At 70.7% G+C, this 22193-nt stretch carries 27 protein-coding genes; 15 read left to right on the top strand and 12 right to left on the bottom strand.

All coding sequences use genetic code 11. From position 1 onward, the window contains the following. Window positions 1-70: 70 nt before the first annotated feature. From ACFYWS_RS10065 to ACFYWS_RS10055, 3 genes are all read left to right on the top strand, one after another. Window positions 71-1096 carry a 6-phosphofructokinase gene (locus ACFYWS_RS10065; protein WP_389272278.1) on the top strand — a complete coding sequence of 342 codons (1026 nt, stop codon included), beginning with the start codon at window positions 71-73 and terminating at the stop codon, window positions 1094-1096. 111 nt (window positions 1097-1207) lie between these two features. Continuing rightward, window positions 1208-2161, top strand: coding sequence for a cytochrome c oxidase assembly protein (locus ACFYWS_RS10060; RefSeq protein WP_389272275.1), 954 nt, complete (start codon window positions 1208-1210; stop codon window positions 2159-2161). Between the two features lie 103 nt (window positions 2162-2264). Then, window positions 2265-2423 (top strand): hypothetical protein, encoded by a 159-nt coding sequence (locus tag ACFYWS_RS10055; protein WP_326020160.1) that lies wholly within the window; start codon window positions 2265-2267, stop codon window positions 2421-2423. A gap of 18 nt (window positions 2424-2441) precedes the next feature. On the opposite strand, the gene ACFYWS_RS10050 is transcribed toward ACFYWS_RS10055, so the two are convergent. Continuing rightward, the gene (locus tag ACFYWS_RS10050) at window positions 2442-2834 is read right to left on the bottom strand and encodes a subtilase-type protease inhibitor (RefSeq protein WP_389272271.1); all 393 of its coding nucleotides are present in this window, start codon (window positions 2832-2834) and stop codon (window positions 2442-2444) included. A 239-nt stretch (window positions 2835-3073) separates the two neighbouring features. On the opposite strand from ACFYWS_RS10050, the gene ACFYWS_RS10045 reads away from it, so the two are divergent. Beyond that, window positions 3074-3790 (top strand): lysophospholipid acyltransferase family protein, encoded by a 717-nt coding sequence (locus tag ACFYWS_RS10045; RefSeq protein WP_389272268.1) that lies wholly within the window; start codon window positions 3074-3076, stop codon window positions 3788-3790. 74 nt (window positions 3791-3864) lie between these two features. Then, window positions 3865-4899, top strand: coding sequence for an NAD-dependent epimerase/dehydratase family protein (locus tag ACFYWS_RS10040; RefSeq protein ID WP_389272265.1), 1035 nt, complete (start codon window positions 3865-3867; stop codon window positions 4897-4899). 25 nt (window positions 4900-4924) lie between these two features. Here the strand turns inward: ACFYWS_RS10040 and ACFYWS_RS10035 are convergent, their stop codons facing one another. The 8 genes from ACFYWS_RS10035 to ACFYWS_RS10000 all read right to left on the bottom strand — a co-directional run bounded on the left by ACFYWS_RS10035 (window position 4925) and on the right by ACFYWS_RS10000 (window position 11858). After that, on the bottom strand, window positions 4925-6559 hold the full coding sequence (locus tag ACFYWS_RS10035) for an alpha/beta hydrolase (RefSeq protein WP_389272262.1): 1635 nt from the start codon (window positions 6557-6559) through the stop codon (window positions 4925-4927). Window positions 6560-6690: 131 nt separating this feature from the next. Beyond that, on the bottom strand, window positions 6691-7464 hold the full coding sequence (locus ACFYWS_RS10030; RefSeq protein WP_389272259.1) for an urease accessory protein UreD: 774 nt from the start codon (window positions 7462-7464) through the stop codon (window positions 6691-6693). Next, on the bottom strand, window positions 7452-8129 hold the full coding sequence (gene ureG / locus ACFYWS_RS10025) for an urease accessory protein UreG (RefSeq protein WP_389272256.1): 678 nt from the start codon (window positions 8127-8129) through the stop codon (window positions 7452-7454). The genes ACFYWS_RS10030 and ureG overlap by 13 nt, the downstream gene beginning before the upstream one ends. Window positions 8130-8304: 175 nt before the next feature. Continuing rightward, complete coding sequence (locus ACFYWS_RS10020; RefSeq protein WP_389272253.1) at window positions 8305-8979, bottom strand: urease accessory protein UreF; 675 nt, start codon at window positions 8977-8979, stop codon at window positions 8305-8307. A gap of 31 nt (window positions 8980-9010) precedes the next feature. Next, window positions 9011-10732, bottom strand: a complete 1722-nt coding sequence (locus ACFYWS_RS10015) for an urease subunit alpha (protein ID WP_389272250.1) — start codon at window positions 10730-10732, stop codon at window positions 9011-9013. Next, entirely contained in the window at window positions 10725-11036 is a 312-nt protein-coding gene (locus ACFYWS_RS10010) for an urease subunit beta (RefSeq protein WP_389272247.1), read from the bottom strand. Before ACFYWS_RS10010 ends, ACFYWS_RS10015 begins: the two co-directional genes overlap by 8 nt. Window positions 11037-11052: 16 nt before the next feature. Continuing rightward, the gene (locus ACFYWS_RS10005; protein ID WP_326020178.1) at window positions 11053-11355 is read right to left on the bottom strand and encodes an urease subunit gamma; all 303 of its coding nucleotides are present in this window, start codon (window positions 11353-11355) and stop codon (window positions 11053-11055) included. Window positions 11356-11567: 212 nt separating this feature from the next. Continuing rightward, complete coding sequence (locus ACFYWS_RS10000; RefSeq protein ID WP_389272243.1) at window positions 11568-11858, bottom strand: type II toxin-antitoxin system Phd/YefM family antitoxin; 291 nt, start codon at window positions 11856-11858, stop codon at window positions 11568-11570. A 67-nt stretch (window positions 11859-11925) separates the two neighbouring features. Between ACFYWS_RS10000 and ACFYWS_RS09995 the strand changes: the two genes are divergently transcribed. The 4 genes from ACFYWS_RS09995 to ACFYWS_RS09980 all read left to right on the top strand — a co-directional run bounded on the left by ACFYWS_RS09995 (window position 11926) and on the right by ACFYWS_RS09980 (window position 14412). Continuing rightward, window positions 11926-12561: an ATP-dependent Clp protease proteolytic subunit gene (locus ACFYWS_RS09995; protein WP_389272240.1), complete on the top strand. Its 636-nt coding sequence runs from the start codon at window positions 11926-11928 to the stop codon at window positions 12559-12561. Window positions 12562-12568: 7 nt separating this feature from the next. Beyond that, on the top strand, window positions 12569-12877 hold the full coding sequence (locus ACFYWS_RS09990; protein ID WP_389272237.1) for a hypothetical protein: 309 nt from the start codon (window positions 12569-12571) through the stop codon (window positions 12875-12877). Between the two features lie 539 nt (window positions 12878-13416). Further along, on the top strand, window positions 13417-13890 hold the full coding sequence (locus ACFYWS_RS09985; protein ID WP_389272234.1) for a C40 family peptidase: 474 nt from the start codon (window positions 13417-13419) through the stop codon (window positions 13888-13890). A gap of 48 nt (window positions 13891-13938) precedes the next feature. Next, complete coding sequence (locus ACFYWS_RS09980) at window positions 13939-14412, top strand: DUF6328 family protein (RefSeq protein ID WP_389272231.1); 474 nt, start codon at window positions 13939-13941, stop codon at window positions 14410-14412. Here the strand turns inward: ACFYWS_RS09980 and ACFYWS_RS09975 are convergent. Further along, the gene (locus tag ACFYWS_RS09975; RefSeq protein WP_389272228.1) at window positions 14396-14833 is read right to left on the bottom strand and encodes an ATP-binding protein; all 438 of its coding nucleotides are present in this window, start codon (window positions 14831-14833) and stop codon (window positions 14396-14398) included. The two genes, ACFYWS_RS09980 and ACFYWS_RS09975, sit on opposite strands and share 17 nt — an antisense overlap. Window positions 14834-15116: 283 nt before the next feature. On the opposite strand from ACFYWS_RS09975, the gene ACFYWS_RS09970 reads away from it, so the two are divergent. Both ACFYWS_RS09970 and ACFYWS_RS09965 read left to right on the top strand, forming a co-directional pair. Continuing rightward, window positions 15117-15968 (top strand): helix-turn-helix domain-containing protein, encoded by an 852-nt coding sequence (locus ACFYWS_RS09970; protein ID WP_389272225.1) that lies wholly within the window; start codon window positions 15117-15119, stop codon window positions 15966-15968. 50 nt (window positions 15969-16018) lie between these two features. Next, window positions 16019-16228, top strand: a complete 210-nt coding sequence (locus tag ACFYWS_RS09965) for a DUF397 domain-containing protein (RefSeq protein ID WP_389272223.1) — start codon at window positions 16019-16021, stop codon at window positions 16226-16228. Here ACFYWS_RS09965 and ACFYWS_RS09960 read toward each other — a convergent pair. Then, window positions 16212-17381 carry an 8-amino-7-oxononanoate synthase gene (locus ACFYWS_RS09960; RefSeq protein ID WP_389272220.1) on the bottom strand — a complete coding sequence of 390 codons (1170 nt, stop codon included), beginning with the start codon at window positions 17379-17381 and terminating at the stop codon, window positions 16212-16214. The two genes, ACFYWS_RS09965 and ACFYWS_RS09960, sit on opposite strands and share 17 nt — an antisense overlap. Window positions 17382-17525: 144 nt before the next feature. On the opposite strand from ACFYWS_RS09960, the gene bioB reads away from it, so the two are divergent. The 4 genes from bioB to ACFYWS_RS09940 all read left to right on the top strand — a co-directional run bounded on the left by bioB (window position 17526) and on the right by ACFYWS_RS09940 (window position 21827). Beyond that, window positions 17526-18584: a biotin synthase BioB gene (gene bioB / locus ACFYWS_RS09955; protein ID WP_389272217.1), complete on the top strand. Its 1059-nt coding sequence runs from the start codon at window positions 17526-17528 to the stop codon at window positions 18582-18584. Continuing rightward, the gene (locus ACFYWS_RS09950; protein ID WP_389272214.1) at window positions 18577-19875 is read left to right on the top strand and encodes an adenosylmethionine--8-amino-7-oxononanoate transaminase; all 1299 of its coding nucleotides are present in this window, start codon (window positions 18577-18579) and stop codon (window positions 19873-19875) included. Before bioB ends, ACFYWS_RS09950 begins: the two co-directional genes overlap by 8 nt. An 8-nt stretch (window positions 19876-19883) precedes the next feature. Then, on the top strand, window positions 19884-20600 hold the full coding sequence (gene bioD, locus ACFYWS_RS09945) for a dethiobiotin synthase (RefSeq protein WP_389274054.1): 717 nt from the start codon (window positions 19884-19886) through the stop codon (window positions 20598-20600). 528 nt (window positions 20601-21128) lie between these two features. Then, the gene (locus ACFYWS_RS09940) at window positions 21129-21827 is read left to right on the top strand and encodes a class I SAM-dependent methyltransferase (protein WP_389272210.1); all 699 of its coding nucleotides are present in this window, start codon (window positions 21129-21131) and stop codon (window positions 21825-21827) included. Window positions 21828-21829: 2 nt separating this feature from the next. Here ACFYWS_RS09940 and ACFYWS_RS09935 read toward each other — a convergent pair whose 3' ends face one another. Further along, complete coding sequence (locus tag ACFYWS_RS09935; RefSeq protein WP_389274051.1) at window positions 21830-22168, bottom strand: fic family toxin-antitoxin system, toxin component; 339 nt, start codon at window positions 22166-22168, stop codon at window positions 21830-21832. Window positions 22169-22193 lie beyond the last annotated feature (25 nt).

The following is a 22193-nucleotide window of genomic DNA, read 5'->3' as shown; positions in this document are numbered from 1 at the left end:
TAAGGTACGGGGGTCCAGCCGGACGGCGTGGTCCGGCCATCGGCCCACGTTGCAAAGGTAATCCGGGCTTATGCGTATTGGTGTCCTCACCTCCGGGGGCGACTGCCCCGGCCTGAACGCCGTGATCCGCTCGGTCGTGCACCGTGCCGTCGTCGATCACGGCGACGAGGTCATCGGCTTCCACGACGGGTGGAAGGGCCTGCTCGAGTGCGACTATCGCAAGCTGGACCTCGACGCGGTGGGCGGCATCCTCGCCCGCGGCGGCACCATCCTCGGCTCCTCCCGCGTACAGCCCGCGCATCTGCGCGACGGCGTCGAGCGGGCCAGGGGTCACGTCGCGGACCTGGGCCTGGACGCGATCATCCCGATCGGCGGCGAGGGCACCCTGAAGGCGGCCCGCCTCCTCTCGGACAGCGGCCTCCCGATCGTCGGCGTACCGAAGACGATCGACAACGACATCGCCGTCACCGACGTGACCTTCGGCTTCGACACGGCCGTCGGCGTCGCCACCGAGGCACTCGACCGCCTCAAGACCACCGCCGAATCGCACCAGCGCGTGCTGATCGTCGAGGTCATGGGCCGGCACACCGGCTGGATCGCGCTGCACTCCGGCATGGCCGCGGGCGCGCACGCCGTCGTCGTGCCGGAGCGGCCCTTCGACATCGACGAGCTGACCAAGAAGGTCGGCGAGCGGTTCGAGGCCGGCAAGAAGTTCGCCATCGTCGTCGTCGCCGAGGGCGCCAAGCCCCGGGTCGGGTCGATGGAGTACGACGAGGGCGGCAAGGACGTCTACGGCCACGAGCGGTTCGCGGGGATCGCGCGGCAGCTCTCCATCGAGCTGGAGGAGCGCCTCGGCAAGGAGGCGCGCCCCGTGATCCTCGGCCATGTGCAGCGCGGCGGCACCCCCACCGCGTACGACCGCGTGCTCGCGACGCGGTTCGGCTGGCATGCCGTGGAGGCCGTGCACCGCGGCGAGTTCGGCAAGATGACCGCGCTGCGTGGTACCGACATCGTGATGGTGCCGCTGGCCGAGGCCGTGGAGACGCTGAAGACGGTGCCGGACGAGCGGTACGCCGAAGCCGAGTGCGTGCTCTGATCCACACCCACCCCGAACCGCACAGAACTGCCCCCGGCCGAAGTACCGGCCGGGGGCAGTTCTAGTCTGGGTGCGCACAATCCGTACGAAACGAGCAACAGGAGCCGGCGGATGGATCACAGCGGGCACGGCATGAACATGGATCTGCCGCCGTTCACGCTGGGGCGTGGCCTTGAATGGTCGGCCGACCCCTTCTTCCTCGTCGGGTGCCTGCTGGCGCTCGCCCTGTACGGGTGGGGTGTGGTGCGCCTGATGCGGCGCGGCGACGCGTGGCCGGTGTCCCGGACGATCGCGTACGTCGCGGGCGTGCTCACCATCGGTCTGGTGATGTGCACGAAGCTCAACGACTACGGCATGGTCATGTTCAGCGTGCACATGGTGCAGCACATGGTCATCAGCATGCTGTCGCCGATCCTGCTCCTGATGGGCGCCCCGATCACGCTCGCGCTGCGGGCGCTGCCGGTGTCCGCGAAGCGCGGGAGCAAGGGGCCGCGCGAGCTGCTCCTCGCCCTGCTGCACAGCCGCTACATGCGGATCATCACGCACGCGGCCTTCACGATCCCGCTGTTCATCGCGAGCCTGTACGCGCTCTACTTCACGCCGCTGTTCGACTTCCTCATGGGGTCCAAGGTCGGCCACCTCGGGATGATGGTGCACTTCCTCGCCGTCGGCCTGGTGTTCTTCTGGCCGATCATGGGCGTGGACCCGGGGCCGAACCGGCCCGGCTATGTGATGCGGATGCTGGAGCTGTTCGCGGGCATGCCGTTCCATGCCTTCTTCGGGATCGCGCTGATGATGGCGTCGACGACGATGGTCGGCACGTTCGAGAACCCGCCGGCCTCGCTGGGCATCGATCCGCTCGCCGACCAGACGGCCGCGGGCGGCATCGCCTGGGCGTTCAGCGAGGTGCCCTCGGTCCTGGTGCTGCTGGCCCTGCTCTTCCAGTGGAAGAAGTCGGACGACCGGCAGGCGCGCCGCAAGGACCGGGCCGCGGACCGGGACGGCGACAAGGAGCTGGCGGCGTACAACGCCTACCTGGCCTCGCTCAACGCGCGTGGACAGTAGCGCCATCCCGCGCGTGGCAGTAGCGCCACTACCCCGTTACGGGTGAATATGGCCTCCTGGTCGCGGTTCGGACTTTGTCCGGCTGCTGGGAGGAGGGTGTGTGATGCCCGGTTCCACGAAAACGATGGGTGCGTTCACCGTGGGCGGCCTGGTGGCCGTGACCGCCTACACGGTGGCGCTCGGTAGCAACGGGTGGCTGTGGTTCGGCTGGGTGGTGCTCGGCCTGCTCACGGTGGCGATGGTGGCCTCCCGCAGCAGCTGACGGCCGGCGCCCGCGAGGTCAGAAGCGGAAGACGTGGCCCGTCGACGCGTCCATCGCGCAGGCGTTGCCGAAGGTCTTGCGCCAGTCGACGGGCTCGCCGCGGTACGTGCCGGTGGCCAACACCGTGACCGGCGCGTACTCCTGCGTGCAGATCCGCTGCTCGACCAGCAGCGCGTCCAGGTCGCCGTCCGCCGCGTCGAGGGCCTCGCAGGCCTCGGCGGCGTACGGGTGGTGGCCCGAGGGGTGGGGCGTGCAGTTCAGGCGGACGCCGTGGACCCAGGTGTCCTCGGCGCCGGAGACCGTCAGGAACAGGTGGCTCGGCTGCTCGGGCCGGTCGGTCGCGGCGTGGGCGGCCGGGGCGGCCGCGGCCAGGGCCAGGAACGCGGCTGCGGCTACGTGGACGGAACGCATTCGGAATACCTCCGGTGCTGGGACGTCGGGGTGGGACGTCAGGGTGGGAACAGAGCACCCGCCGGGGCCGCCGCCGCCAAGCGGACGCGCCGTTCGGGCCCCGGACAGGGCCCGAACGGGCTCTCGCGTCGGCGCTGCCGATTGGTTACTGTGCGCGAACACACGGCGGTACAAGCGGCAGTACAAGCGGCCCTAGTGGTCCAAGTGGTCCAAGTGGTTCGTGGGGGAAGGCGATCGGGATGTTCTACCGGCTGCTCAAGTACGTGATCCTCGGGCCGCTGCTGCGGCTGGTCTTCCGGCCCCGGATCGAGGGCCTGGAGCACATTCCGGAATCCGGCGCCGCGATCGTCGCGGGCAATCATCTGTCGTTCGCCGATCACTTCCTGATGCCCGCGATCATCAAGAGGCGGATCACGTTCCTGGCGAAGGCCGAGTACTTCACCGGGCCAGGCCTCAAGGGCCGGTTCACCGCCGCGTTCTTCCGCAGCGCGGGCCAGATCCCGGTCGACCGCTCGGGCAAGGAGGCCGGGAAGGCGGCGATCCGCGAGGGCCTCGGGGTGCTGCGCCGTGAGGAGCTGCTCGGTATCTATCCGGAGGGCACGCGCTCGCACGACGGGCGCCTGTACAAGGGCAAGGTCGGTGTCGCCGCGATGGCGCTCAAGGCGCGGGCGCCGGTGGTCCCGTGCGCGATGATCGGCACGTTCGAGGCGCAGCCGCCCGGCCAGAAGATCCCGAAGATGCACCGGGTGACGATCCGGTTCGGCAAGCCGCTCGACTTCTCGCGCTACGTCGGGATGGACGGCGAGAAGGCGATCCTGCGCGCGGTCACCGACGAGATCATGTACGCGATCCTGGAGCTGTCCGGACAGGAGTACGTCGACAAGTACGCGGCCCTCGTGAAGGCGGAGGCCGAGGAGGAGAAGGCCCGGAAGTTCCCGCGGCTGCCGCTGAGCTGACCTCCCCGGGTTCCGCTCTCTGCGCTGAGCAGATTCCGGGGTCCGGGCGGGCCCCGCCGACGTACGGTCCGGTCATGAAGACGGCATTGGTGATCGGTGCGGCGGGGCAGATCGGGCGGCCTACTGTGCGGGCGCTCGCGCAGGACGGCTGGGAGGTGACGGCGGCCTCGCGCGGTGGCGGGCGGGACGCGGGATGGCCGGCCGAGGTGCGGGCGGTGCGGCTCGACCGGGAGGACGCGGACTCCGTGGCGGCGCTCGTCGGGGACGGGGTCGACCTCGTCGTGGACCTGGTCGCCTTCACGGCGGCCCACGGACAGCAGCTCGCGGGGCTCGCCGGCCGGATCGGTTCGGCGGTCGTGGCGTCCAGCGCGGCGGTGTACGAGGACGAGCGGGGGCGCGGCTTCCACACGCAGGGGGAGCCGGACGGCTGGCCGCACTATCCCGTGCCGATCCCGGAGACCTTGCGGACGGCGGCGCCCGGGGATGGATCAAGGGCGAGCAAGGTGCGGATCGAGCAGGATCTGCTGGCGCTCGGTGACCGGCTGCCGACGACCGTGCTGCGGCCGTCCGCCGTGTACGGCCCGTACTGCCGCACTCCCCGGGAGCTCTACTTCGTCAAGCGGAACCTCGACGGTCGCCGCACCCGCGTTCTCGCGTACAACGGCGAGAGCCGCTTCCATCCGGCGAGCGTACGGAACGTGGCGGAGCTGGTGCGGCTCTCGGCGGCGCGGCCCGGGTCCCGGGTACTGAACGCGGCGGACCCCGGCCATCCCTCGGTCGCCGGGATCGGCGCGATGATCGACGAGCTGATGGGCGTGGCGACCAGGACGGTGCTGGTCGACGGTCCTCCCCCGGCGCCGAACGTCGGCGACAGCCCCTGGTCGGTGCCGCGGCCCCTGATCCTCGACATGTCGGCCGCCGAGCGGGAGCTCGGGTACAAGCCGGTGACGACGTACGCCGACGCGCTCCCGGAGACGGTCGAGTGGCTGACCGCGCGGCTGCGGGAGCAGGACTGGGAGAGCGGATTCCCGAAGATGGTCGCGTCGTACACGACCGGACTCTTCGACTACGCGGCCGAGGACGCCTGGCTGGCGTCCCGGGCCGCGTAGACCTCCGCGTAGACCTAGGGAATCGTTACGGCTTGGGTGTGGCGTGCGGCGCGCACGTCACGTCCTTGCCGTCGGTCCTGCCGGAGAGCAGGTACGTGTCGACCCGGTCGTTGACGCAGGGGTTGGTCAGACCGGTGACACCGTGCGAGCCCGCGTCCTTCTCGGTGATCAGGCGGGAGCCCTTGAACCGCTTGTGCAGCTCGACGGCGCCCTCGTACGGGGTGGCGGCGTCACGCGTGGACTGCACGATGAGGACCGGCGGGAGGCCCTTGCCGGTCTTCACGTCCAGCGGCGTCTGCTGCTTGGTCTTCCAGGTGGCGCAGGGCAGGTTCATCCACGCGTTGGACCACGTCATGAACGGGTACTTCTTGTGGAGCTCGGTGTTGTCCTTGTCCCACTTGGACCAGCTGGTGGGCCACTTGGCGTCGGCGCACTCGACGGCCGTGTAGACGGCGTTGCCGTTCTCCGCGGAGGCGTTGCCCGCGGTGTCCGACATGTCGGGGGCGGCGGCGTCGACCAGGGCCTGGGTGTCACCGGCGACGTACTTGCTCCACGTCTGGGCGACCGGCACCCATGAGGAGTCGTAGTACGGCGCGCTCTGGAAGAAGGCGATCAGCTCGGCCGGGCCGAGGACCCCGCCGATCGGGCTCTTCTTCGCGGCGGCGCGCAGGGTCTCCCACTGCTGCTGGACCTTGGCGCGGGTGTCACCGAGGTGGAAGGTGGCGTCGTTCTTGGCGACCCAGTCCTGCCAGTCCTTCCAGCGGCCCTCGAAGGCGATGTCCTGGTTCAGGTTCGCCTGGTACCAGATGTTGCTCTTCGCCGGGTTGACGACGCTGTCGACGATCATGCGGCGGACGTGGCCCGGGAAGAGCGTGCCGTAGACGGCGCCCAGGTAGGTGCCGTAGGAGACGCCGAGGTAGTTGAGCTTCTTGTCGCCGAGGGCGGCACGGATGACGTCGAGGTCGCGCGCGGTGTTCGGCGTCGTCATGTGCGGCAGCATCTCGCCGCTCTTGTCGTAGCAGCCGTCCGCGTACTCCTTGGCCAGCTTGCGCTGGGCCAGCTTGTCCGCCTCGCTGTCGGGCACCGGGTCGGCCTTGGGCGCCTTGACGTACTCCTGCGGGTCGACGCAGGAGATCGGCGCGGAGTGGCCGACGCCGCGCGGGTCGAAGCCGACGAAGTCGTAGGCCTTCGCCATCTTCGCGTAGATCGGGTTCTTGGTGGTCACGCGCGTCGGGAAGCGCATGCCGGAGCCGCCGGGGCCACCCGGGTTGTAGACGAGGGAGCCCTGGCGCTCGCCCTTGGTGCCGGTGTTGCCGATGCGGTCGACGGCGAGCTTGATCTGCTTGCCGTGCGGCTTCGTGTAGTCGAGCGGCACGCTGACCCAGCCGCACTGGATGGGCTTGGCGAGGCCCCAGTCCGCGGGGCAGTCCTTCCAGTCGACGCCGGCCTTCGCGGCCTTGGCGGCGGCGAGGGCCGCGCCGCGCGCCTGGCGGTCGGCGGTGCTGCTGCCGGACTTGGGCGCGTCGGCCTGGGCGCTGGGTGCGGCGACCGCGCCCGCTATGAGCGCCGCCGCTGCGAACGCGCTCGCGGAGCCGATCACCGCCTTCCGGCTGCCGCGCGCTGTCTGTCTGGTCCGTCTCAAGTGAGGCCTCCCGCACATCGATTCGATCCGTACGTCGATCGTGTTGCTGATCGGTACGCGGATCCTGACGCGTGCGGTGCCTCCGGCGACAGAGACATCGGGTGTTCTTTACCAATCCGATAAACGGTATAACTCGCCCGGTGAGCGGTTCAGGCCAGTCGGTCCAGCGCCTCGTCGAGCGTCCGGCGCAGCCGCAGGGCGTCCGGCGCGACCGCCGTGACCAGCACGGCGGGGCCCGCGAGGGGGGTGAGCGCGGCCGTTCCGGCATCGTCGAGAAGGGCGGCGGACGGCCTGTCCGTCTCGAACTCCGGGCGTACGACGACCAGTTGACCGAGGGCCCGGTGGCCGGCGAGGACGGCGGGACCGTCCCAGCCGCCCGGCGCGCCCGGACCGCAGGCCAGTTCCTGGTCGAGCAGCGGACGCCCGGCCCGGTACACGCTGAGCCGGCTGGTGAGCCGGCCCGGCTCCTCCGCCACGCGCCCGAGCACCTGCTCCTCGCGGAGCACCAGCCGTGCGCCCGGCGCCAGTTCGGCGCGCGTGTTCACCCGCAGATCGCTCCCGCCCGCCGAGATCAGCTGCTCGGGCAGCCAGTCGAGGCGGGCCCCGTCGGCGACGTCGAGGCGTACGTCGTAGTGGGCCTCGTCCTTGGCCTGTCCCGGCAGGGCGATGGTCGCGGCGATGGAGCCCACGTGCAGATGGGCGCCCTCGTCGGCGCGCGCCTCCACGGTGAGGTGGTCGCCGCCGAGCGGGCCGCTCATGGCACCGACGAGCATGACGCGGGCCTCGCCGGCGCTCGCGCCGCGCGTGCGGCGCAGCGCGAACGAGCCCTCGCCCTCCAGGACGGGCAGCGCGGTCCCGCCCCGCCCGTCGCCGCGCGCGGCGATCCGGGCGGTGGACCTGACCCCCGCGCTCACGCGGTCCACGCGGCGAGCCGCTCCCGCGCCCAGGCCGCGACGTCCCCGACGCCGACCTCGGAGCGCAGGGACTGCAGCACGACGGGGAGTTCGGCCCGCGCCTCCTTGGCGTCGGCCTCCATCCGCGCCAGGTCGGAGCCGACGTACGGGGCGAGGTCGGTCTTGTTGATGACGAGCAGGTCGGCGGTGGTGACGCCGGGGCCGCCCTTGCGCGGGATGTCGTCGCCGCCCGCGACGTCGATCACGAAGATCTGCGCGTCGATGAGCCCCTTGGAGAAGGTGGCGGTGAGGTTGTCGCCGCCGGACTCGATGAGGATCAGGTCGAGCGGGCCGACCTCGTCCTCCAGGTCCTCGACGGCCTCCAGGTTCGCGGAGATGTCGTCGCGGATCGCGGTGTGCGGGCAGGCGCCCGTCTCCACGGCGGTGATCCGCTCGGGCGGCAGCACGGCCTCGCGCAGCAGGAAGGCGGCGTCCTCGCGCGTGTAGATGTCGTTCGTGACGACGGCGAGCGAGAGCTCCTCGCGCAGCGCGCGGCAGAGCGCGGCGACGGTGGCGGTCTTGCCCGAACCGACGGGCCCACCGAGCCCGATCCGCAGCGCCCGCCGGGTGCCGTCGGGCCGACGGGCGTCGGCGGAAACGGCGGAGGCTTCGTCGTGGTGGTGTCCGAGGTGCATAAAGATCACAACTCCAAAGAGAGAATTCGCCGCGACGACTGGCGTCACCACCAGCCGTGGTCGACTGGCGCTACCACCAGCCGAAGTCCGACTGGCGTCACCACCAGCCCGTCCGGCGATTGAGGACAAGGGGGTCCGGGGGCGAAGCCCCCGGGGTGCGGCGGGCCAACCCCACCTAGGACGCGAACAACCGCACGGGCCAAGCCGCATGCGCCTCCGCGCCGATCTCCAGCAGCGGCGCCGACCCGGCGGGCAGCGCATCGACACCGAGCTCGACCGCCCGCCCGGCCGCCTCCACCGCATCGGCCACCACCCGGTCGACCTCCGGCGCGAGCCGCGCGAGAACCCCGGTCGCGTCGAACGGGTCGAGGCTCAGCAACCGCACCACGGCGGTCGCGGCCCCACCCACCCCTTCGTACGCGGAGCAGTACGCGGCGTCCTCCGCCCCGAGCCCGGCGGCCCGCGCGGCGAGCCCGAGCACGACGGGCTGGTGCGCACCCTTGGGGAACTGCCGCGCCAGGGCATCGAGTTCGGGATGCGGCCAGGTGGCGCGGGCGGCCCGCATCATCTGCCGCCCGAGCTTGCGCGCGACGACCCGCAGCGCCACTGACGGCGCCCGCGCGTCGGCGGCCTCGTCGAGCACGGCGGGGTCGATGCCGAGCGCGGCCGCCGCGGCGAGGGCGGCGGTCACGGCGCCGCTGGTGTGCAGGCGGCCCCGGCAGAACGTCTCCAGGGTCGCCGCGTCGGTGATGCGTCCCGCCTTGACGGCGGCCTCCGCCCCGCCGGAGTGGGCATGCCCTCCGGCGGGGAAGCGGCCGTCGGCCAGGACGAGCAGCGCGGCGCGCGTCATGACGTACGCACCGAACGCGTGTGAACCCGCATCAGAACAGGAAGTACCGCTGCGCGAGCGGCAGTTCGGCGGCGGGGGCGGGCTCGACGAGTTCGCCGTCGATGGTCACGGCGAACGAGTCGGCGGCGACCTCGACGCGCGGCAGGGCGTCGTTGTTGACCATGTCCGCCTTGCCGCGACCGCGGGTGGAGTGGATCGGCACGAACGACCGCCCGAGCCCGAGCCGCTCCGGCAGTCCGTCCTCGATGGCCCACTCGCTGGTGAAGTTGACCGAGTTGGCCTGGGGCGCCTTGCCGTACGCGCCGTACATCGGGCGCGGCAGGACCGGCTGCGGTGTGGGGATGGACCCGTTGGCGTCGCCCATCTGCGCGTACGCGATCTGTCCGCCCTTGACGACGAGCTGCGGCTTCACGCCGAAGAACTTCGGGTCCCAGAGCACCAGGTCGGCGAGCTTGCCGGGCTCCACGGAGCCGACCTCGTGGTCGATGCCCTGCGAAACGGCCGCGTTGATCGTGTACTTGGCGACGTAGCGGCGGGCGCGCGCGTTGTCGGCGCGGGTGTCGCCCGGGAGGAAGCCGCGGCGGCGCTTCATCACGTGCGCGGTCTGCCAGGTCCGCATGATGACCTCGCCGACGCGGCCCATGGCCTGCGAGTCCGAGGACATGATCGAGATGGCGCCGAGGTCGTGCAGGATGTCCTCGGCCGCGATCGTGGTGGGCCTGATGCGGGACTCGGCGAAGGCCAGGTCCTCGGGCACCGCGGGGTTGAGGTGGTGGCAGACCATCAGCATGTCGAGGTGTTCCTCGACGGTGTTGACGGTGTGCGGCCGCGTCGGGTTGGTGGACGACGGCAGCATGTTGGGCAGCGACACCGCGGTGATCATGTCGGGCGCGTGCCCGCCGCCCGCGCCCTCGACGTGGAACGCGTGAAGTGTTCGCCCCGCGACCGCGTCGAAGGTGTCCTGGACGAAGCCTGCCTCGTTCAACGTGTCGGAGTGGATGGCGAGTTGGACGCCGGACTCCTCACAGATGTCGAGGCAGGCGTCGATCACGGCCGGGGTCGCGCCCCAGTCCTCGTGGATCTTGAAGCCGATGGCGCCGCCGCGCAGCTGGGCGCGCATGGACTCCTTCGACATGGTGTTGCCCTTGCCCAGGAAGCCGATGTTGACCGGGCTGCTCTCCATCGCCGCGAACATCCGGGCGAGGTGCCAGGAGCCGGGGGTGATGGTGGTCGCCTTGGAGCCCTCCGCGGGGCCCGTGCCGCCGCCGACCAGTGTGGTGACGCCCGAGGCGAGGGCCTCGTCGAACTGGGTCGGCGAGATGAAGTGGATGTGGGTGTCGATGCCACCGGCGGTGACGATCTTGCCGTTGCCCGCGATGATCTCGGTGTCCGGGCCGAGGACGAGGTCGGGGTGGACGCCGTACATGGTGTCCGGGTTGCCGGACTTGCCGATCGCCGTGACGCGGCCGTCGCGGATGCCGATGTCGGCCTTGACGATGCCCCAGTGGTCGATGATCACGGCGCCGGTGATGACCGTGTCCGGGGTGCCGTCGGCGCGGGTGGCGCGCGACTGGCCCATGGACTCGCGGATGACCTTGCCGCCGCCGAAGACGGACTCGTCACCGGAGAGGCCGGGGCCGCCGGAACGGTCCTCCTCGATCTCGACGAGCAGATCGGTGTCGGCGAGCCGGATGCGGTCGCCTGTGGTGGGGCCGAACAGATCGGCGTAGGCGGCACGGGACAACTCAGGCATCGAGGGCACCTCCGGTCTCGCCGCGCAGGCCGGTGACGATGCGATCGCCTGCGAGAGCTACGAGTTCGACGTCGACGGGGATGCCGGGCTCGAAGCGTACGGCGGTGCCCGCGGCGATGTTCAGCCGCTCGCCGCGGGCGGCGGCGCGGTCGAAGTCGAGGCCGGGGTTGGCCTCGAAGAAGTGGTAGTGGGAGCCCACTTGGATGGGCCGGTCGGCGGCGTTGAGCACCGTCATACGTATGACGTCGCGGCCCTCGTTGTATGCGACCGGCTCGTCGGCGAAGAGTATTTCTCCGGGAATCATGACTGCCGCTCCCCCGTCAGACGATCGGCTCGTGAACGGTGACGAGCTTCGTGCCGTCCGGGAACGTCGCCTCGACCTGCACGTCGTGGATCATCTCGGGGATGCCGTCCATGACGTCGTCGCGGGTGAGCAACTTGCGGCCGGATGCCATGAGTTCGGCGACGGTGCGCCCGTCCCGGGCGCCTTCGAGAATGTGCGAGGTGATCAGCGCGACCGCCTCGGGATGATTCAGTTTAAGACCCCGGGCCCGACGCTTCTCGGCGACGTCGGATGCCACATGGATGAGCAGTCTCTCCTGCTCGTGCGGGGTCAGTTGCACGAATCCACCTCACAGTCCTTCATGCCGGACCGTGCGGGCCCGGCTGCCGCGGCCACCGCGACGGGTCTAGATGTAACACACAACAAAGGTGTGCATCCGTGTGGACCCATGCCGCAAGAAGCGGCCGGTGACCTGGGATTGAAGGCTAATTCAGCGGAGTTTCAACGGCGTTAACCGTCGCTTGACCGTCTTATTGCTGAACGCCGGTCGCGCTACCTCACCTCGGGGCCGCGGTGCTCGGCGGCAATACCGAACTTTTGCTGTTCGCCCGGAGCGGACGCCAGGGTGCCAATCCGTGACACAGACGTGATCGACGGTACATCCGCGACATCCCCCGCGGGCTCCCCCATCGCCTCGAGTCGCTCCAGGTCGGCGGCCGAGACCAGGGCGACGAGCGGCTTGCCGTGCCGGGTGACGACCACCCGCTCGCTGCCGTACACGACGCGATTGATCAGGTCGGCGAGCTCAGCCCTGGCTTGCGTCACCGGAATCTCGTAGGCCATGCTCACATCGTACGTCATGTACGTCCTGTACATTTTTAGAGAAACGGGTATCTCCAGAGGAGGCACCATGCACCGTCCGTCCGGCCGCTACGTCCTGCCCGAGTTCACCGAGCGCACCAGCTCGGGGAGCCGCACCCTCGACCCGTATTCGAAGCTCCTGGAAGAGCGCATCGTCTTCCTCGGGACGCCGATCGACGACATCTCGGCGAACGATGTGATGGCGCAGTTCATGCACCTCGAGTACCTGGCGCCCGACCAGGACATCTCCCTCTACATCAACTCCCCGGGCGGCTCGTTCAGCGCGATGACCGCGCTCTACGACACGATGCAGTTCGTCGGCTGCGACGTGGCGACGACCTGCCTGGGGCAGTGCTCTTCCGTGGCCGCGGTGCTGCTCGCGGCGGGGGCGCCGGGGAAGCGGATGACGCTGCCCGGCGCGCGCGTGGTGATCGACCAGCCCTCGCTGCCCGAGCCGGCCCAGGGTCAGCCGAGCGACTTGGAGATCTACGCGAGCGAGCTCACGCGCATGCGCGATCAGCTGGAAGGGCTGCTCGCCCGGCACAGTGGGCGCTCCAAGGAACAGGTCGGCGCGGACATCGAGCGGGACACCGTGCTGACGGCCCAGCAGGCCCTTGAGTACGGCCTGGTGGACCACGTCGTGGAGAACCGGACCGCCACGCTGCGCTCCCCCGGCGCGAGGTGATCGGCCGATGTATCCGCCCGAACTTCCGCCGCTGCCCGCGATGACCCGAGCCGAGTGCGAGCTCGTGGACCGCTATCTGGAGGTCGTCGACCTCATCGCGCGGATCAACCCGGCCCGGGGCGACGACACCTACAGCGGGCTGCGCGCGGCGCAGGCGCTGGTGAGCCGGGCGACGGAGCTGCGGGACGCGCTGAACCTGATGCACCAGAGGGGCGAGAGCCGGGTGCACGCGAGCACGCTGGCGCGGGCACTGCGCGTCCTGGACGGGGAGCGGCGCACCAAGCGGGTCACTTTGCCGTCAGAACCGGTCAGTTGACGTCGTGGACCGTTCACCCGACATCCCGAACCGCCACGCCCCGACCCAAACGACCCGTACGGGGTACCCCGGACGGCCTAGCCTCCGGTCCGCCAATGTGCCCGGCAAAGTTGCGTACGAGCCGTAGGCGGCTGCCGGAATCCGGTGTTCCGTCACTGGTGCGGGGCTCGTCGGGTCTCGGCGGGCAAGGGCGAACGCCCCATCGTCCACCCGAACGGGTCAAGCGTGACGAACCTCACTTACCGCCGGTTCACCTCGGTTTTCGCCTTCGCCGTGAGCAAAGATCCGTTGCGACGACAAGCCCCCGCCACCGCGGCGGGGCGGTCCGCACGGACGCCGAGTCCTGCCGCCGTGCGGATGCCAGGTCGACAGGAGTGCATCGGCAGGAGTGGAGGACCCGAGCACGACGGGCCACCGCCGCGCCTCGCCAGAGGCCGCGCCGGACGGTCCTTGGGGTGAAGCCGCAGCACGCGGCCGGGCAACTTCGCCACCCGAACCCGACAGGTCATCCTTCACAGGCGGCTGACGAAGGGTTGCGCATGACTGCGCTGAATCGTGTTCCGTCGCTGCTGACCCGGGCGGGTACCGCTTCCGCCCTCTCCCTCGCCGTCGCCGGCGCGGGGCTCATGGCCCCAGGCGCCGCTTCCGAGGCATCGGCGGCCACGGCATCCGTCAAGGCACTGAAAGTCGCCGCGTCCAAGAAGGGTGCACCGTACAAGTGGGGCGCCGCAGGACCGCACCGGTTCGACTGCTCGGGCCTCACGCTCTACTCGTTCAAGCGGGCGGGCAAGAAGCTGCCGCGCACCGCCGCCCAGCAGTACAACAGGACCAAGCACATCTCCAGGTCCCATCGCACCCGCGGTGACCTGGTGTTCTTCCGCTCCGGCCGGAGCATCTACCACGTCGGCATCTACGCCGGTAAGGGCCGCATCTGGCACTCCCCGAAGACCGGTTCCGTGGTGCGACTGGAGCGGATCTGGACGAACAGCGTGATGTACGGCCGGGTTCGGTGAGCCGCCACACTCGCGCTTGAGGGTGTCCCGAGCGGATACTTGTAGGGGATGGACGAGCGCAACGAGACGCCGTTTGAGCGCGCCGATCGGAACTTCGGAGAACTCCTTCAGGAGCTCCGGGTCATCCAGACCGGTGTGCAGTTCCTGTTCGCGTTCTTGTTGACCCTGGCGTTCACGCCGCGCTTTCCTTCGCTCGACACGGTCCAACGGGCCACGTACATCACGACGTTGCTCCTCACGGTCATCGCGGCCGCGCTGTTCACGGCGCCGGCCGCGGTGCACCGGACGCTGTTCCAGCTGGGCGCGAAGCCGCTGATCGTACGGGTGTCCTCGCGGCTCGCCGCGTACGGGATGGCCACGCTGGTGCTGGCGCTGAGCGGGTCCGTGCTGCTCGTGGTCGATGTGACGGTCGGCAGGGGCGGTGGGATCGCGGCGGGCGTCGGGGCGTTCTGCGTCTGTACGGGCCTGTGGGGACTGCTGCCGTGGCTGCTGCGGCGGGCGGTCCTCAAGCGGGACGACTGACCGGGGCCACCCAGGGCAGCGTGATCAACACCGTCTTGCCGCCCTCGGGCGTCGGCCGGACGGTCAGCGTGCCGCCGCACTCCGCGGTGAGGCAGCGGATGATGACCATCCCCCGGCCGTTGTCCTGCTGGACCGCGGCCGGCAGCCGCTTGGGGTAGCGCGGGTGGCTGTCGGTGACACCGATGCGCAGCTGCTCGTCGCGCTCCAGCTCCATGTCGACGGTGAACGTGGGTGACTGTCCGAGCGTGTGCTGCACCGCGTTCGTCGCGAGCTCGGACACGATCAGGCGGACGGTGTCCGCCGCTTCGCTCCCCGGCGCCATGCCCCACTCCGCGAGGACGGTGGCGACATACCTGCGGGCGGCCGAGACCGAGGCGGGATCGCTCGGCAGAGTGACGGATGCTTCCTGGTGATCTGCCATGGCGACGTGTCCCTTTCCCGCCGAGGTGGCTCGTCCGGCCTCGCGGATCGCTCGCGCTCGGCCCCCGGCAACTGCTTCGCGCCAGATTGCCACTTGGACGTGCCACTGTGGTGCCGATCCCCCAAGATATGCATATATCTGTCGCTCGATGCGGTGAACTCTGCGACGGTGGAGTGCATTTGGGCCGACGTACGCTCCGCCTCTACCGTCGGCTCAGACACGCGCCCCGTGCGGGCCGGGAGGGAGTCCGGCCGGGTGGCGCGGGGAGCCCGAGGAGTCCTCCATGAAATACGGTCCCGCGGTACGCCGTCGCAAGCTCGGTGCCGAACTGCGGACGCTGCGCGTCCAGGCCGGCCTCACGAGCGGGGAGGCGGCCCGGCTCGTCGGCTGGCACCAGTCGAAGGTGAGCAGGATCGAGACAGGGCGCAGCGGTGTGAAGCCCTCGGACGTGCTGCGGCTGCTCGACGCCTTCGAGGCCCGCGATCCCCGCATCCGCGAACTGGTGGTCGCGTTGGCCGGCGGGGAGGACGCGGGCGGGCATCACTGGTGGCACGCGTACCGGGGTTTGCTGCCGCCCGCGTACCGCGACTTCATCAGCCTGGAGTCCCAGGCGTGCCGCATCAGGACCCTGGAGACGAGCGTCGTACCGGGGCTGCTGCAGACACCCGAGTACGCGCACGCGGTGACACGTTCGGTGTTGAACGGGGCGGCGGACCGGCACATCAACGCGCTGGTGGAGGTGCGGCTCGCGCGCCAGGACGTGCTGCGCGCCGAGCCGCCGCTGCGGCTGACCGCGGTGCTCGACGAGGCGGTGCTGCGCAGGGAGGTGGGCGGGAACGGGGTGCTGCGGCGGCAGTTGGCGCATCTGGCCGAAGCGGCAGCGATGCCCCATGTCCGGATCCAGGTGCTTCCGTTCTCGGCGGGAGGCCATATCGGCTTGACGGGACCTTTCGTTGTGTTCTCTTTTCCGAACACATCTGATCTGGATGTGGTTGTTCTCGACCATTTGACGAGTAGCCTCTACCTCGAACGGAAAGAAGACCTCAAGGCGTACACGGACGCCTTCGAAGCTCTTCTGCTCCATGCCAGGTCACCCGAGGATTCGCTGGAATTCATCGCAGAGATTGCCGGGTAAGCGAGGACGCCGACACCTCGTCGTGCGCCGGCACCGCGTGAGGAGGCATCATGGCCATTGCCTGTAGTACGTCGCTGAGCGGCGTCCGATGGCGGCGCAGCAGCCGCAGTACGGGCGCCAACAACTGCGTGGAGACAGCCCCGTTGAGGACGAGCGCGACGGCCGGACTGCTGGCCGTCCGTGACTCCAAGCGCACGACGGGGCCCGCGCTCCTGTTCTCGTCCGCGCCGTGGCGGGCGTTCGTCAACTCCCTGCGGTAGCCGCTCCGTTGGGAGCGGTGCGGCTGATCACCCGGACGGCCTCGGCGACCTCGGTCTCCGTGAGGTCGGCGCGGGCGGTCAGCCGCAGCCGCGCGATGCCGTCGGGCACGGAGGGCGGCCGGAAGCACCCCACCGAGAGCCCGGCGTCGCGGCAGTCCGCCGCCCAGCGCACCGCCGCGTCGGGCGAGGGGGCACGTACGGAGACGACCGCAGCGTCGGGACGTACGGCCAACAGGCCCTGGCTCACCAGGAGTTGATGCAGGGACATCGCTACGTCCCGTGCGCGCGCCGCCCGCTCGGGCTCGCGGCGCAAGAGTCGCAGCGCCGCGAGGGCCGAGCCGCACGCGGCCGGGGCGAGGCCCGTGTCGAAGATGAAGGTGCGGGCCGCGTTGACGAGATGGTCGATGACATGGGCCGGGCCGAGCACCGCGCCGCCCTGACTGCCGAGGGACTTGGAGAGGGTGATACTGACGACGGTGTCGGCCGCGCCCCCCAGCCCCTCCGCGTACGGAACGCCGCGCCCGCCGGAGCCCACGACACCGAGCCCGTGCGCGTCGTCGATGATAAGTCCCGCACCGAACTCCCGTGCCGCTTGCGCCAGTTCGGCGATCGGGGCCCGGTCGCCGTCCACCGAGAAGACCGAGTCGGTGACGACGACGGCAGGCCCCTCATGCGTGCCGAGTGCCTTGCGGACGGCTTCCGGGTCCGCGTGCGGGGCCACCTGGGTGGCGCCGCGGGCGAGCCGGCATCCGTCGATCAGCGAGGCGTGGTTGCCCGCGTCGGACACGATCAGTGAGCCGTGCGGGGCGAGCGCGGTGACGGCCGCGAGGTTCGCCGCGTACCCGGAGGAGAACACGAGGGCCGCCTCGAAACCGCAGAACTCCGCCAGTTCCCGCTCCAGTTGGGCGTGCAGCTCGGTACTGCCCGTCACCAGACGGGAGCCGGTGGCCCCGCCGCCCCACCGGCGCGCCGCCGCGGCCGCGCCCTCGACGACCTCGGGATGCCGGGCGAGGCCCAAGTAGTCATTGCTCGCGAGGTCGAGCACCGGGCTGTCCGCGGGGCGCGGGCGCAGGGTGCGGACGAGTCCCGCGGCCTCGCGGGCGCGCCGCTGTGCGCCGATCCAGTCGAACGCGGACGTGTGAGCCGTGGCCATGAGCCCCTCTGATTTGTAGGTAATGCACAGACACTAGCGGCCGCGCCACTCGGGCAGGATGTGGCAATACCCACACGACGTACGCCGTCCTTTGTAGGGACTCTCCTTTCCCCGGGACCACGGGATAGGTAAGGATCAGGGCCCATGGACCTGCTGAACACGCTGGTGGACAAGGGGCTTCGGCGCGAACTGCCGAGCCGTGAAGAGGCGCTCGCGGTACTCGCGACGTCGGACGACGAACTGCTCGACGTGGTGGCCGCGGCCGGCAAGGTGCGCCGCCAATGGTTCGGGCGGCGGGTGAAACTCAACTATCTGGTGAACCTCAAGTCGGGCCTGTGCCCGGAGGACTGCTCGTACTGCTCGCAGCGCCTCGGTTCGAAGGCGGAGATCCTCAAGTACACGTGGCTGAAGCCCGACGAGGCCTCGAAGGCGGCGGCCGCCGGGGTCGCGGGCGGCGCCAAGCGGGTGTGTCTGGTGGCGAGCGGGCGCGGACCGACGGACAAGGACGTGGACCGGGTCGCGCGCACCATCGACGCGATCAAGTCCGGGAACGAGGGCGTGGAGGTGTGCGCCTGTCTCGGTCTGCTCGGCGAGGGGCAGGCGGAGCGGCTGCGCGGCGCGGGGGCGGACGCGTACAACCACAACCTCAACACCTCCGAGGCGACGTACGGCGACATCACCACGACGCACACGTACGCGGACCGCGTCGAGACCGTGAAGAAGGCGCACGGGGCGGGTCTCTCCGCCTGCTCGGGACTCATCGCGGGCATGGGCGAGAGCGACGGGGACCTGGTCGATGTCGTCTACGGGCTGCGCGAACTCGACCCCGACTCGGTGCCGGTGAACTTCCTGATCCCGTTCGAGGGGACACCGCTGGCCAAGGAGTGGAACCTGACGCCGCAGCGGTGTCTGCGGATCCTGGCCATGGTGCGGTTCGTGTGCCCGGACGTGGAGGTGCGGATCGCGGGTGGCCGCGAGGTGCACCTGCGGTCGATGCAGCCGCTCGCGCTGCACATCGCCAACTCCATTTTCCTGGGTGACTACTTGACGAGCGAGGGCCAGGCCGGGAAGACCGACCTGGACATGATCGCGGACGCCGGGTTCGAGGTGGAGGGCACGGACCGGGTCACGCTGCCGGAGCACCGGGCCGGTGTCGCCGTACGTCGCCGGGGCGCGGGGACGGATCTGGCGCCCAATGCCTGAACTGAACCTGGACGAACTGCTCGACCTGGACCGGCGCCACGTCTGGCACCCGTACGGTCCGATGCCCGGCACGCAGCGGCCCCTGGTCGTCGAGTCGGCGGCCGGGGTGCGGCTGCGGGTCGCGGGGCACGGCGAGTTGGTGGACGGGATGTCGTCGTGGTGGTCGGCGATCCACGGCTACGGCCACCCGGTGCTCGACGAGGCGGCGCGCGGCCAGTTGGAGCGGATGAGCCATGTGATGTTCGGCGGCCTGACACACGAGCCGGCGGTACGGCTCGTGGAACGCCTGGTCGACATGTCACCGGAGGGCCTGGAACACGTCTTCCTCGCCGACTCGGGATCCGTGTCGGTCGAGGTCGCCCTGAAGATGTGCCTCCAGTACTGGCGCTCGCTCGGCCGTCCCGAGAAGCGGCGCATGCTGACGTGGCGCGGCGGTTACCACGGTGACACCTGGCAGCCGATGTCCGTGTGCGACCCGGAGGGCGGGATGCACGGACTGTGGGCGGGGGTGTTGCAGGAGCAGATCTTCGTCGACGAGCCGCCGAGCGGCTTCGACGCGTACGACGAGTCGTACGCGGAGCAGCTGCGGGAGGCGATCGAACGGCACGCGCACGAGGTGGCGGCCGTGATCGTGGAGCCGGTGGTGCAGGGCGCGGGCGGGATGCGCTTCCACTCCCCCGCGTATCTGCGGGTGCTGCGGGAGGCGTGCGACGCGCACGATGTGCTGCTGGTGTTCGACGAGATCGCCACGGGGTTCGGGCGGACCGGGGAGCTGTTCGCGGCCGGGCACGCTGGGGTGTCGCCCGATGTGATGTGTGTCGGGAAGGCGCTGACCGGTGGCTATCTGACGATGGCGGCGACCTTGTGCACGGCGCGGGTCGCCGAGGGAATCTCGCGGGGCGAGGTACCGGTGCTCGCGCACGGGCCGACGTTCATGGGCAACCCGTTGGCGTCGGCCATCGCGTGCGCGTCGATCGATCTGCTGCTGGAGCAGGACTGGCGCGGCGAGGTGAAGAGGATCGAGACGGGATTGCGTGACGCCCTGTCAGAAGCCGTGGGGCTTCCGGGCGTTCGAGACGTACGCGTCCTCGGTGCCATCGGCGTCGTCCAGCTCGACCACGAGGTGGACATGGCCGCGGCGACGCGGGCGGCGGTCGCGGAGGGTGTGTGGCTGCGGCCGTTCCGGGACCTCGTCTACACGATGCCGCCGTACGTCACGAGCGACGAGGACGTGGCGCGGATCGGTCGTGCGGTGTGCGCGGTCGCTGCCGCCTCGCGAGGGGAACGGTGAGTGCCGAGGTGGGTGTGCTGGTGGTGACCGGGACCGGGACCGAGGTGGGCAAGACCGTGACGACGGCCGCGCTGGCGGCCGTCGCGGCGCGGTCCGGGCGCTCGGTGGCCGTGCTCAAACCGGCGCAGACGGGCGTCGCGCCCGGGGAGCCGGGGGACGTGGCCGAGGTGGTGCGGCTCGCGGGGGACGCGGTGACGGGGGTCGAGCTGGCGCGGTATCCGGAGCCGCTCGCGCCCGGGACGGCGGCGGCGCGGTGCGGGCTCGCGCCCGTGCGACCGCGGCAAGTCGTGGACGCCGTCGAGAAGTTGGCGGCGTCGCACGACCTCATGCTGGTGGAGGGGGCGGGCGGCCTGCTCGTGCGCTTCGACGAAGAAGGGGCGACGCTGGCGGATGTGGCGGGGTTGCTCGGGGCGCCGGTCCTTGTGGTCGCGGCGGCGGGGCTCGGGACGTTGAACTCCGTGCAGTTGACGGGTGAGGCCCTGCGGTCGCGCGGCCTCCGTCAGGCGGGCGTCGTCATCGGCAGCTGGCCCCGCGACCCGGGCCTCGCAGAGCGCTGCAATGTGGCGGACCTGCCGGTGGCGGCGGGGGCGAAGCTGCTGGGCGCGGTGCCCGAGGGGGCCGGGGCGATGTCACCGGAGGTGTTCCGGAGCCGGGCCGGGGGGTGGCTGGCGCCGTCCTTGGGCGGATCGTGGGACGGGGAGTCGTTCGCGCGGCACGTGTCTTAAGAACGGCCCCTTAAGGACGGGGTCCCCCGTGTGGGGGTCCGCACCCGTATGCGCGGGCAAGTAGGTAGGTGGGGGGCGAAGCTGCTGGGCGCGGTGCCGGCGGGGGCCGGGGCGATGTCACCGGAGGTGTTCCGGAGCCGGGCCGAGGGGTGGCTGGCGCCGCCCTTGGGCGGATCGTGGGACGGGGAGTCGTTCGCGCGGCACGTGTCTTAAGGACGGACTCTTAAGGACGGACGTCCCCGTGTTGGGGGTCCGCACCCGTATGCGCGGGCAAGTAGGTAGGTGGGGGGGCGAAGCTGCTGGGCGCGGTGCCGGCGGGCGCCGGGGCGATGTCACCGGAGGTGTTCCGGAGCCGGGCCGAGGGGTGGCTGGCGCCGTCCCTGGGCGGATCGTGGGACGGGGAGTCGTTCGCGCGGCACGTGTCTTAAGGACGGACTCTTAAGGACGGACGTCCCCGTGTTGGGGGTCCGCACCCGTATGCGCGGGCAAGTAGGTAGGTGGGGGGGCGGACCCTGAGGAGGCGCCATCGTGGGCAAGGCACAGGCAGTGTTCGCCGGCAGGGCGAGGGCGCGCGGGGACGCCGTGCATCATCCCGTGTTCGCCCGGTACTACGCGCAGGCCATCGAACGCGTGGAACCCCTCATGGCCCCCGTACGCAAAGAACTCGTCGCCGGGCTCTCCGGACGCGTACTGGAGATCGGCGCCGGGACCGGCATCGGTTTCGCGCATTACCCGTCCACCGTCTCCGAGGTCGTCGCCATCGAACCCGAGCGCACCCTGCGCCGGATCGCCGTCGACGCGGCGCAGCGCGTCGATGTGCCGGTCGACGTGGTGCCGGGCGCCGCGGAGGCGCTGCCCGTGAAGAGCGAGGCGTACGACGCGGTGGTGCTCAGCACCGTGCTGTGCAGCGTGCGGAACGTGGAACGCGCCCTCGGCGAGGTGCGGCGCGTGCTGCGGCCGGGCGGCGAGGTGCGGTTCTTCGAACACGTGCGGGCTCCGGGGCGCGGCATGCGCCTCGTGCAGGGCGCCCTCGACCTGACGGTATGGCCGCTCTGTGTCGGCGGCTGTCACCTGCGGCGGGACGCCCTCGGCTCGCTGCGCGCGGCCGGCTTCGAGCTCGGCGCGCACCGGGTGCTGGCCATGCCGGGGCAGGGGCCCCGGCTGCCGACGTCGTACTGCGTCCTGGGCACGGCCCGGCGCCCCGGCCGCACCGACGACCGGTCGTAGCCTCACAGGCACCAGGTGCGGAGTTCCTTCTCGATGTCGTCGATCGTCGCCGTGCCCGTCTTCACCAGGCGCGCCAGATCGCGGATCTGCTCGGGCGACGTGACGATCTTCAGACCGCTGGCGACGAGGTACGCGTAGGCGACGGCTGTCGCGTACATGGCGTTCGAGCGCTCCAACGCCGGTACATGGATGAGGAGTTGGAGAAGCGACGCGGCGCGCGCGTGCGGCGAGTCGTAGACCGGCACATCGAATATCGCGGCCCGGTGGCGGGCGACGGCGCCCACAAGCGCGCCCCAGTCGGTGACCTGCGGATCGCCGGGGGTCTTCTGCTCCGCGACCATGAGCAGCCAGGCGAGATCGATGGTG

The sequence above is a fragment of the Streptomyces sp. NPDC002795 genome, assembly GCF_042888725.1.
GTDB lineage: Bacteria > Actinomycetota > Actinomycetes > Streptomycetales > Streptomycetaceae > Streptomyces.
This window is presented reverse-complemented; position numbering and strand designations above follow the sequence as displayed.

Bases quoted from the DNA above. Each gene is read 5' to 3' on its own strand.
- ACFYWS_RS10065 (WP_389272278.1), top strand. From the start codon at position 71: ATGCGTATTGGTGTCCTCACCTCCGGGGGCGACTGCCCCGGCCTGAAC.
- ACFYWS_RS10060 (WP_389272275.1), top strand. From the start codon at position 1,208: ATGGATCACAGCGGGCACGGCATGAACATGGATCTGCCGCCGTTCACG.
- ACFYWS_RS10055 (WP_326020160.1), top strand. From the start codon at position 2,265: ATGCCCGGTTCCACGAAAACGATGGGTGCGTTCACCGTGGGCGGCCTG.
- ACFYWS_RS10050 (WP_389272271.1), bottom strand. From the start codon at position 2,834: ATGCGTTCCGTCCACGTAGCCGCAGCCGCGTTCCTGGCCCTGGCCGCG.
- ACFYWS_RS10045 (WP_389272268.1), top strand. From the start codon at position 3,074: ATGTTCTACCGGCTGCTCAAGTACGTGATCCTCGGGCCGCTGCTGCGG.
- ACFYWS_RS10040 (WP_389272265.1), top strand. From the start codon at position 3,865: ATGAAGACGGCATTGGTGATCGGTGCGGCGGGGCAGATCGGGCGGCCT.
- ACFYWS_RS10035 (WP_389272262.1), bottom strand. From the start codon at position 6,559: ATGTGCGGGAGGCCTCACTTGAGACGGACCAGACAGACAGCGCGCGGC.
- ureG (WP_389272256.1), bottom strand. From the start codon at position 8,129: ATGCACCTCGGACACCACCACGACGAAGCCTCCGCCGTTTCCGCCGAC.
- ACFYWS_RS10020 (WP_389272253.1), bottom strand. From the start codon at position 8,979: ATGACGCGCGCCGCGCTGCTCGTCCTGGCCGACGGCCGCTTCCCCGCC.
- ACFYWS_RS10015 (WP_389272250.1), bottom strand. From the start codon at position 10,732: ATGCCTGAGTTGTCCCGTGCCGCCTACGCCGATCTGTTCGGCCCCACC.
- ACFYWS_RS10010 (WP_389272247.1), bottom strand. From the start codon at position 11,036: ATGATTCCCGGAGAAATACTCTTCGCCGACGAGCCGGTCGCATACAAC.
- ACFYWS_RS10000 (WP_389272243.1), bottom strand. From the start codon at position 11,858: ATGGCCTACGAGATTCCGGTGACGCAAGCCAGGGCTGAGCTCGCCGAC.
- ACFYWS_RS09995 (WP_389272240.1), top strand. From the start codon at position 11,926: ATGCACCGTCCGTCCGGCCGCTACGTCCTGCCCGAGTTCACCGAGCGC.
- ACFYWS_RS09990 (WP_389272237.1), top strand. From the start codon at position 12,569: ATGTATCCGCCCGAACTTCCGCCGCTGCCCGCGATGACCCGAGCCGAG.
- ACFYWS_RS09985 (WP_389272234.1), top strand. From the start codon at position 13,417: ATGACTGCGCTGAATCGTGTTCCGTCGCTGCTGACCCGGGCGGGTACC.
- ACFYWS_RS09980 (WP_389272231.1), top strand. From the start codon at position 13,939: ATGGACGAGCGCAACGAGACGCCGTTTGAGCGCGCCGATCGGAACTTC.
- ACFYWS_RS09975 (WP_389272228.1), bottom strand. From the start codon at position 14,833: ATGGCAGATCACCAGGAAGCATCCGTCACTCTGCCGAGCGATCCCGCC.
- ACFYWS_RS09970 (WP_389272225.1), top strand. From the start codon at position 15,117: ATGAAATACGGTCCCGCGGTACGCCGTCGCAAGCTCGGTGCCGAACTG.
- ACFYWS_RS09965 (WP_389272223.1), top strand. From the start codon at position 16,019: ATGGCCATTGCCTGTAGTACGTCGCTGAGCGGCGTCCGATGGCGGCGC.
- ACFYWS_RS09960 (WP_389272220.1), bottom strand. From the start codon at position 17,381: ATGGCCACGGCTCACACGTCCGCGTTCGACTGGATCGGCGCACAGCGG.
- bioB (WP_389272217.1), top strand. From the start codon at position 17,526: ATGGACCTGCTGAACACGCTGGTGGACAAGGGGCTTCGGCGCGAACTG.
- ACFYWS_RS09950 (WP_389272214.1), top strand. From the start codon at position 18,577: ATGCCTGAACTGAACCTGGACGAACTGCTCGACCTGGACCGGCGCCAC.
- ACFYWS_RS09935 (WP_389274051.1), bottom strand. From the start codon at position 22,168: ATGGTCGCGGAGCAGAAGACCCCCGGCGATCCGCAGGTCACCGACTGG.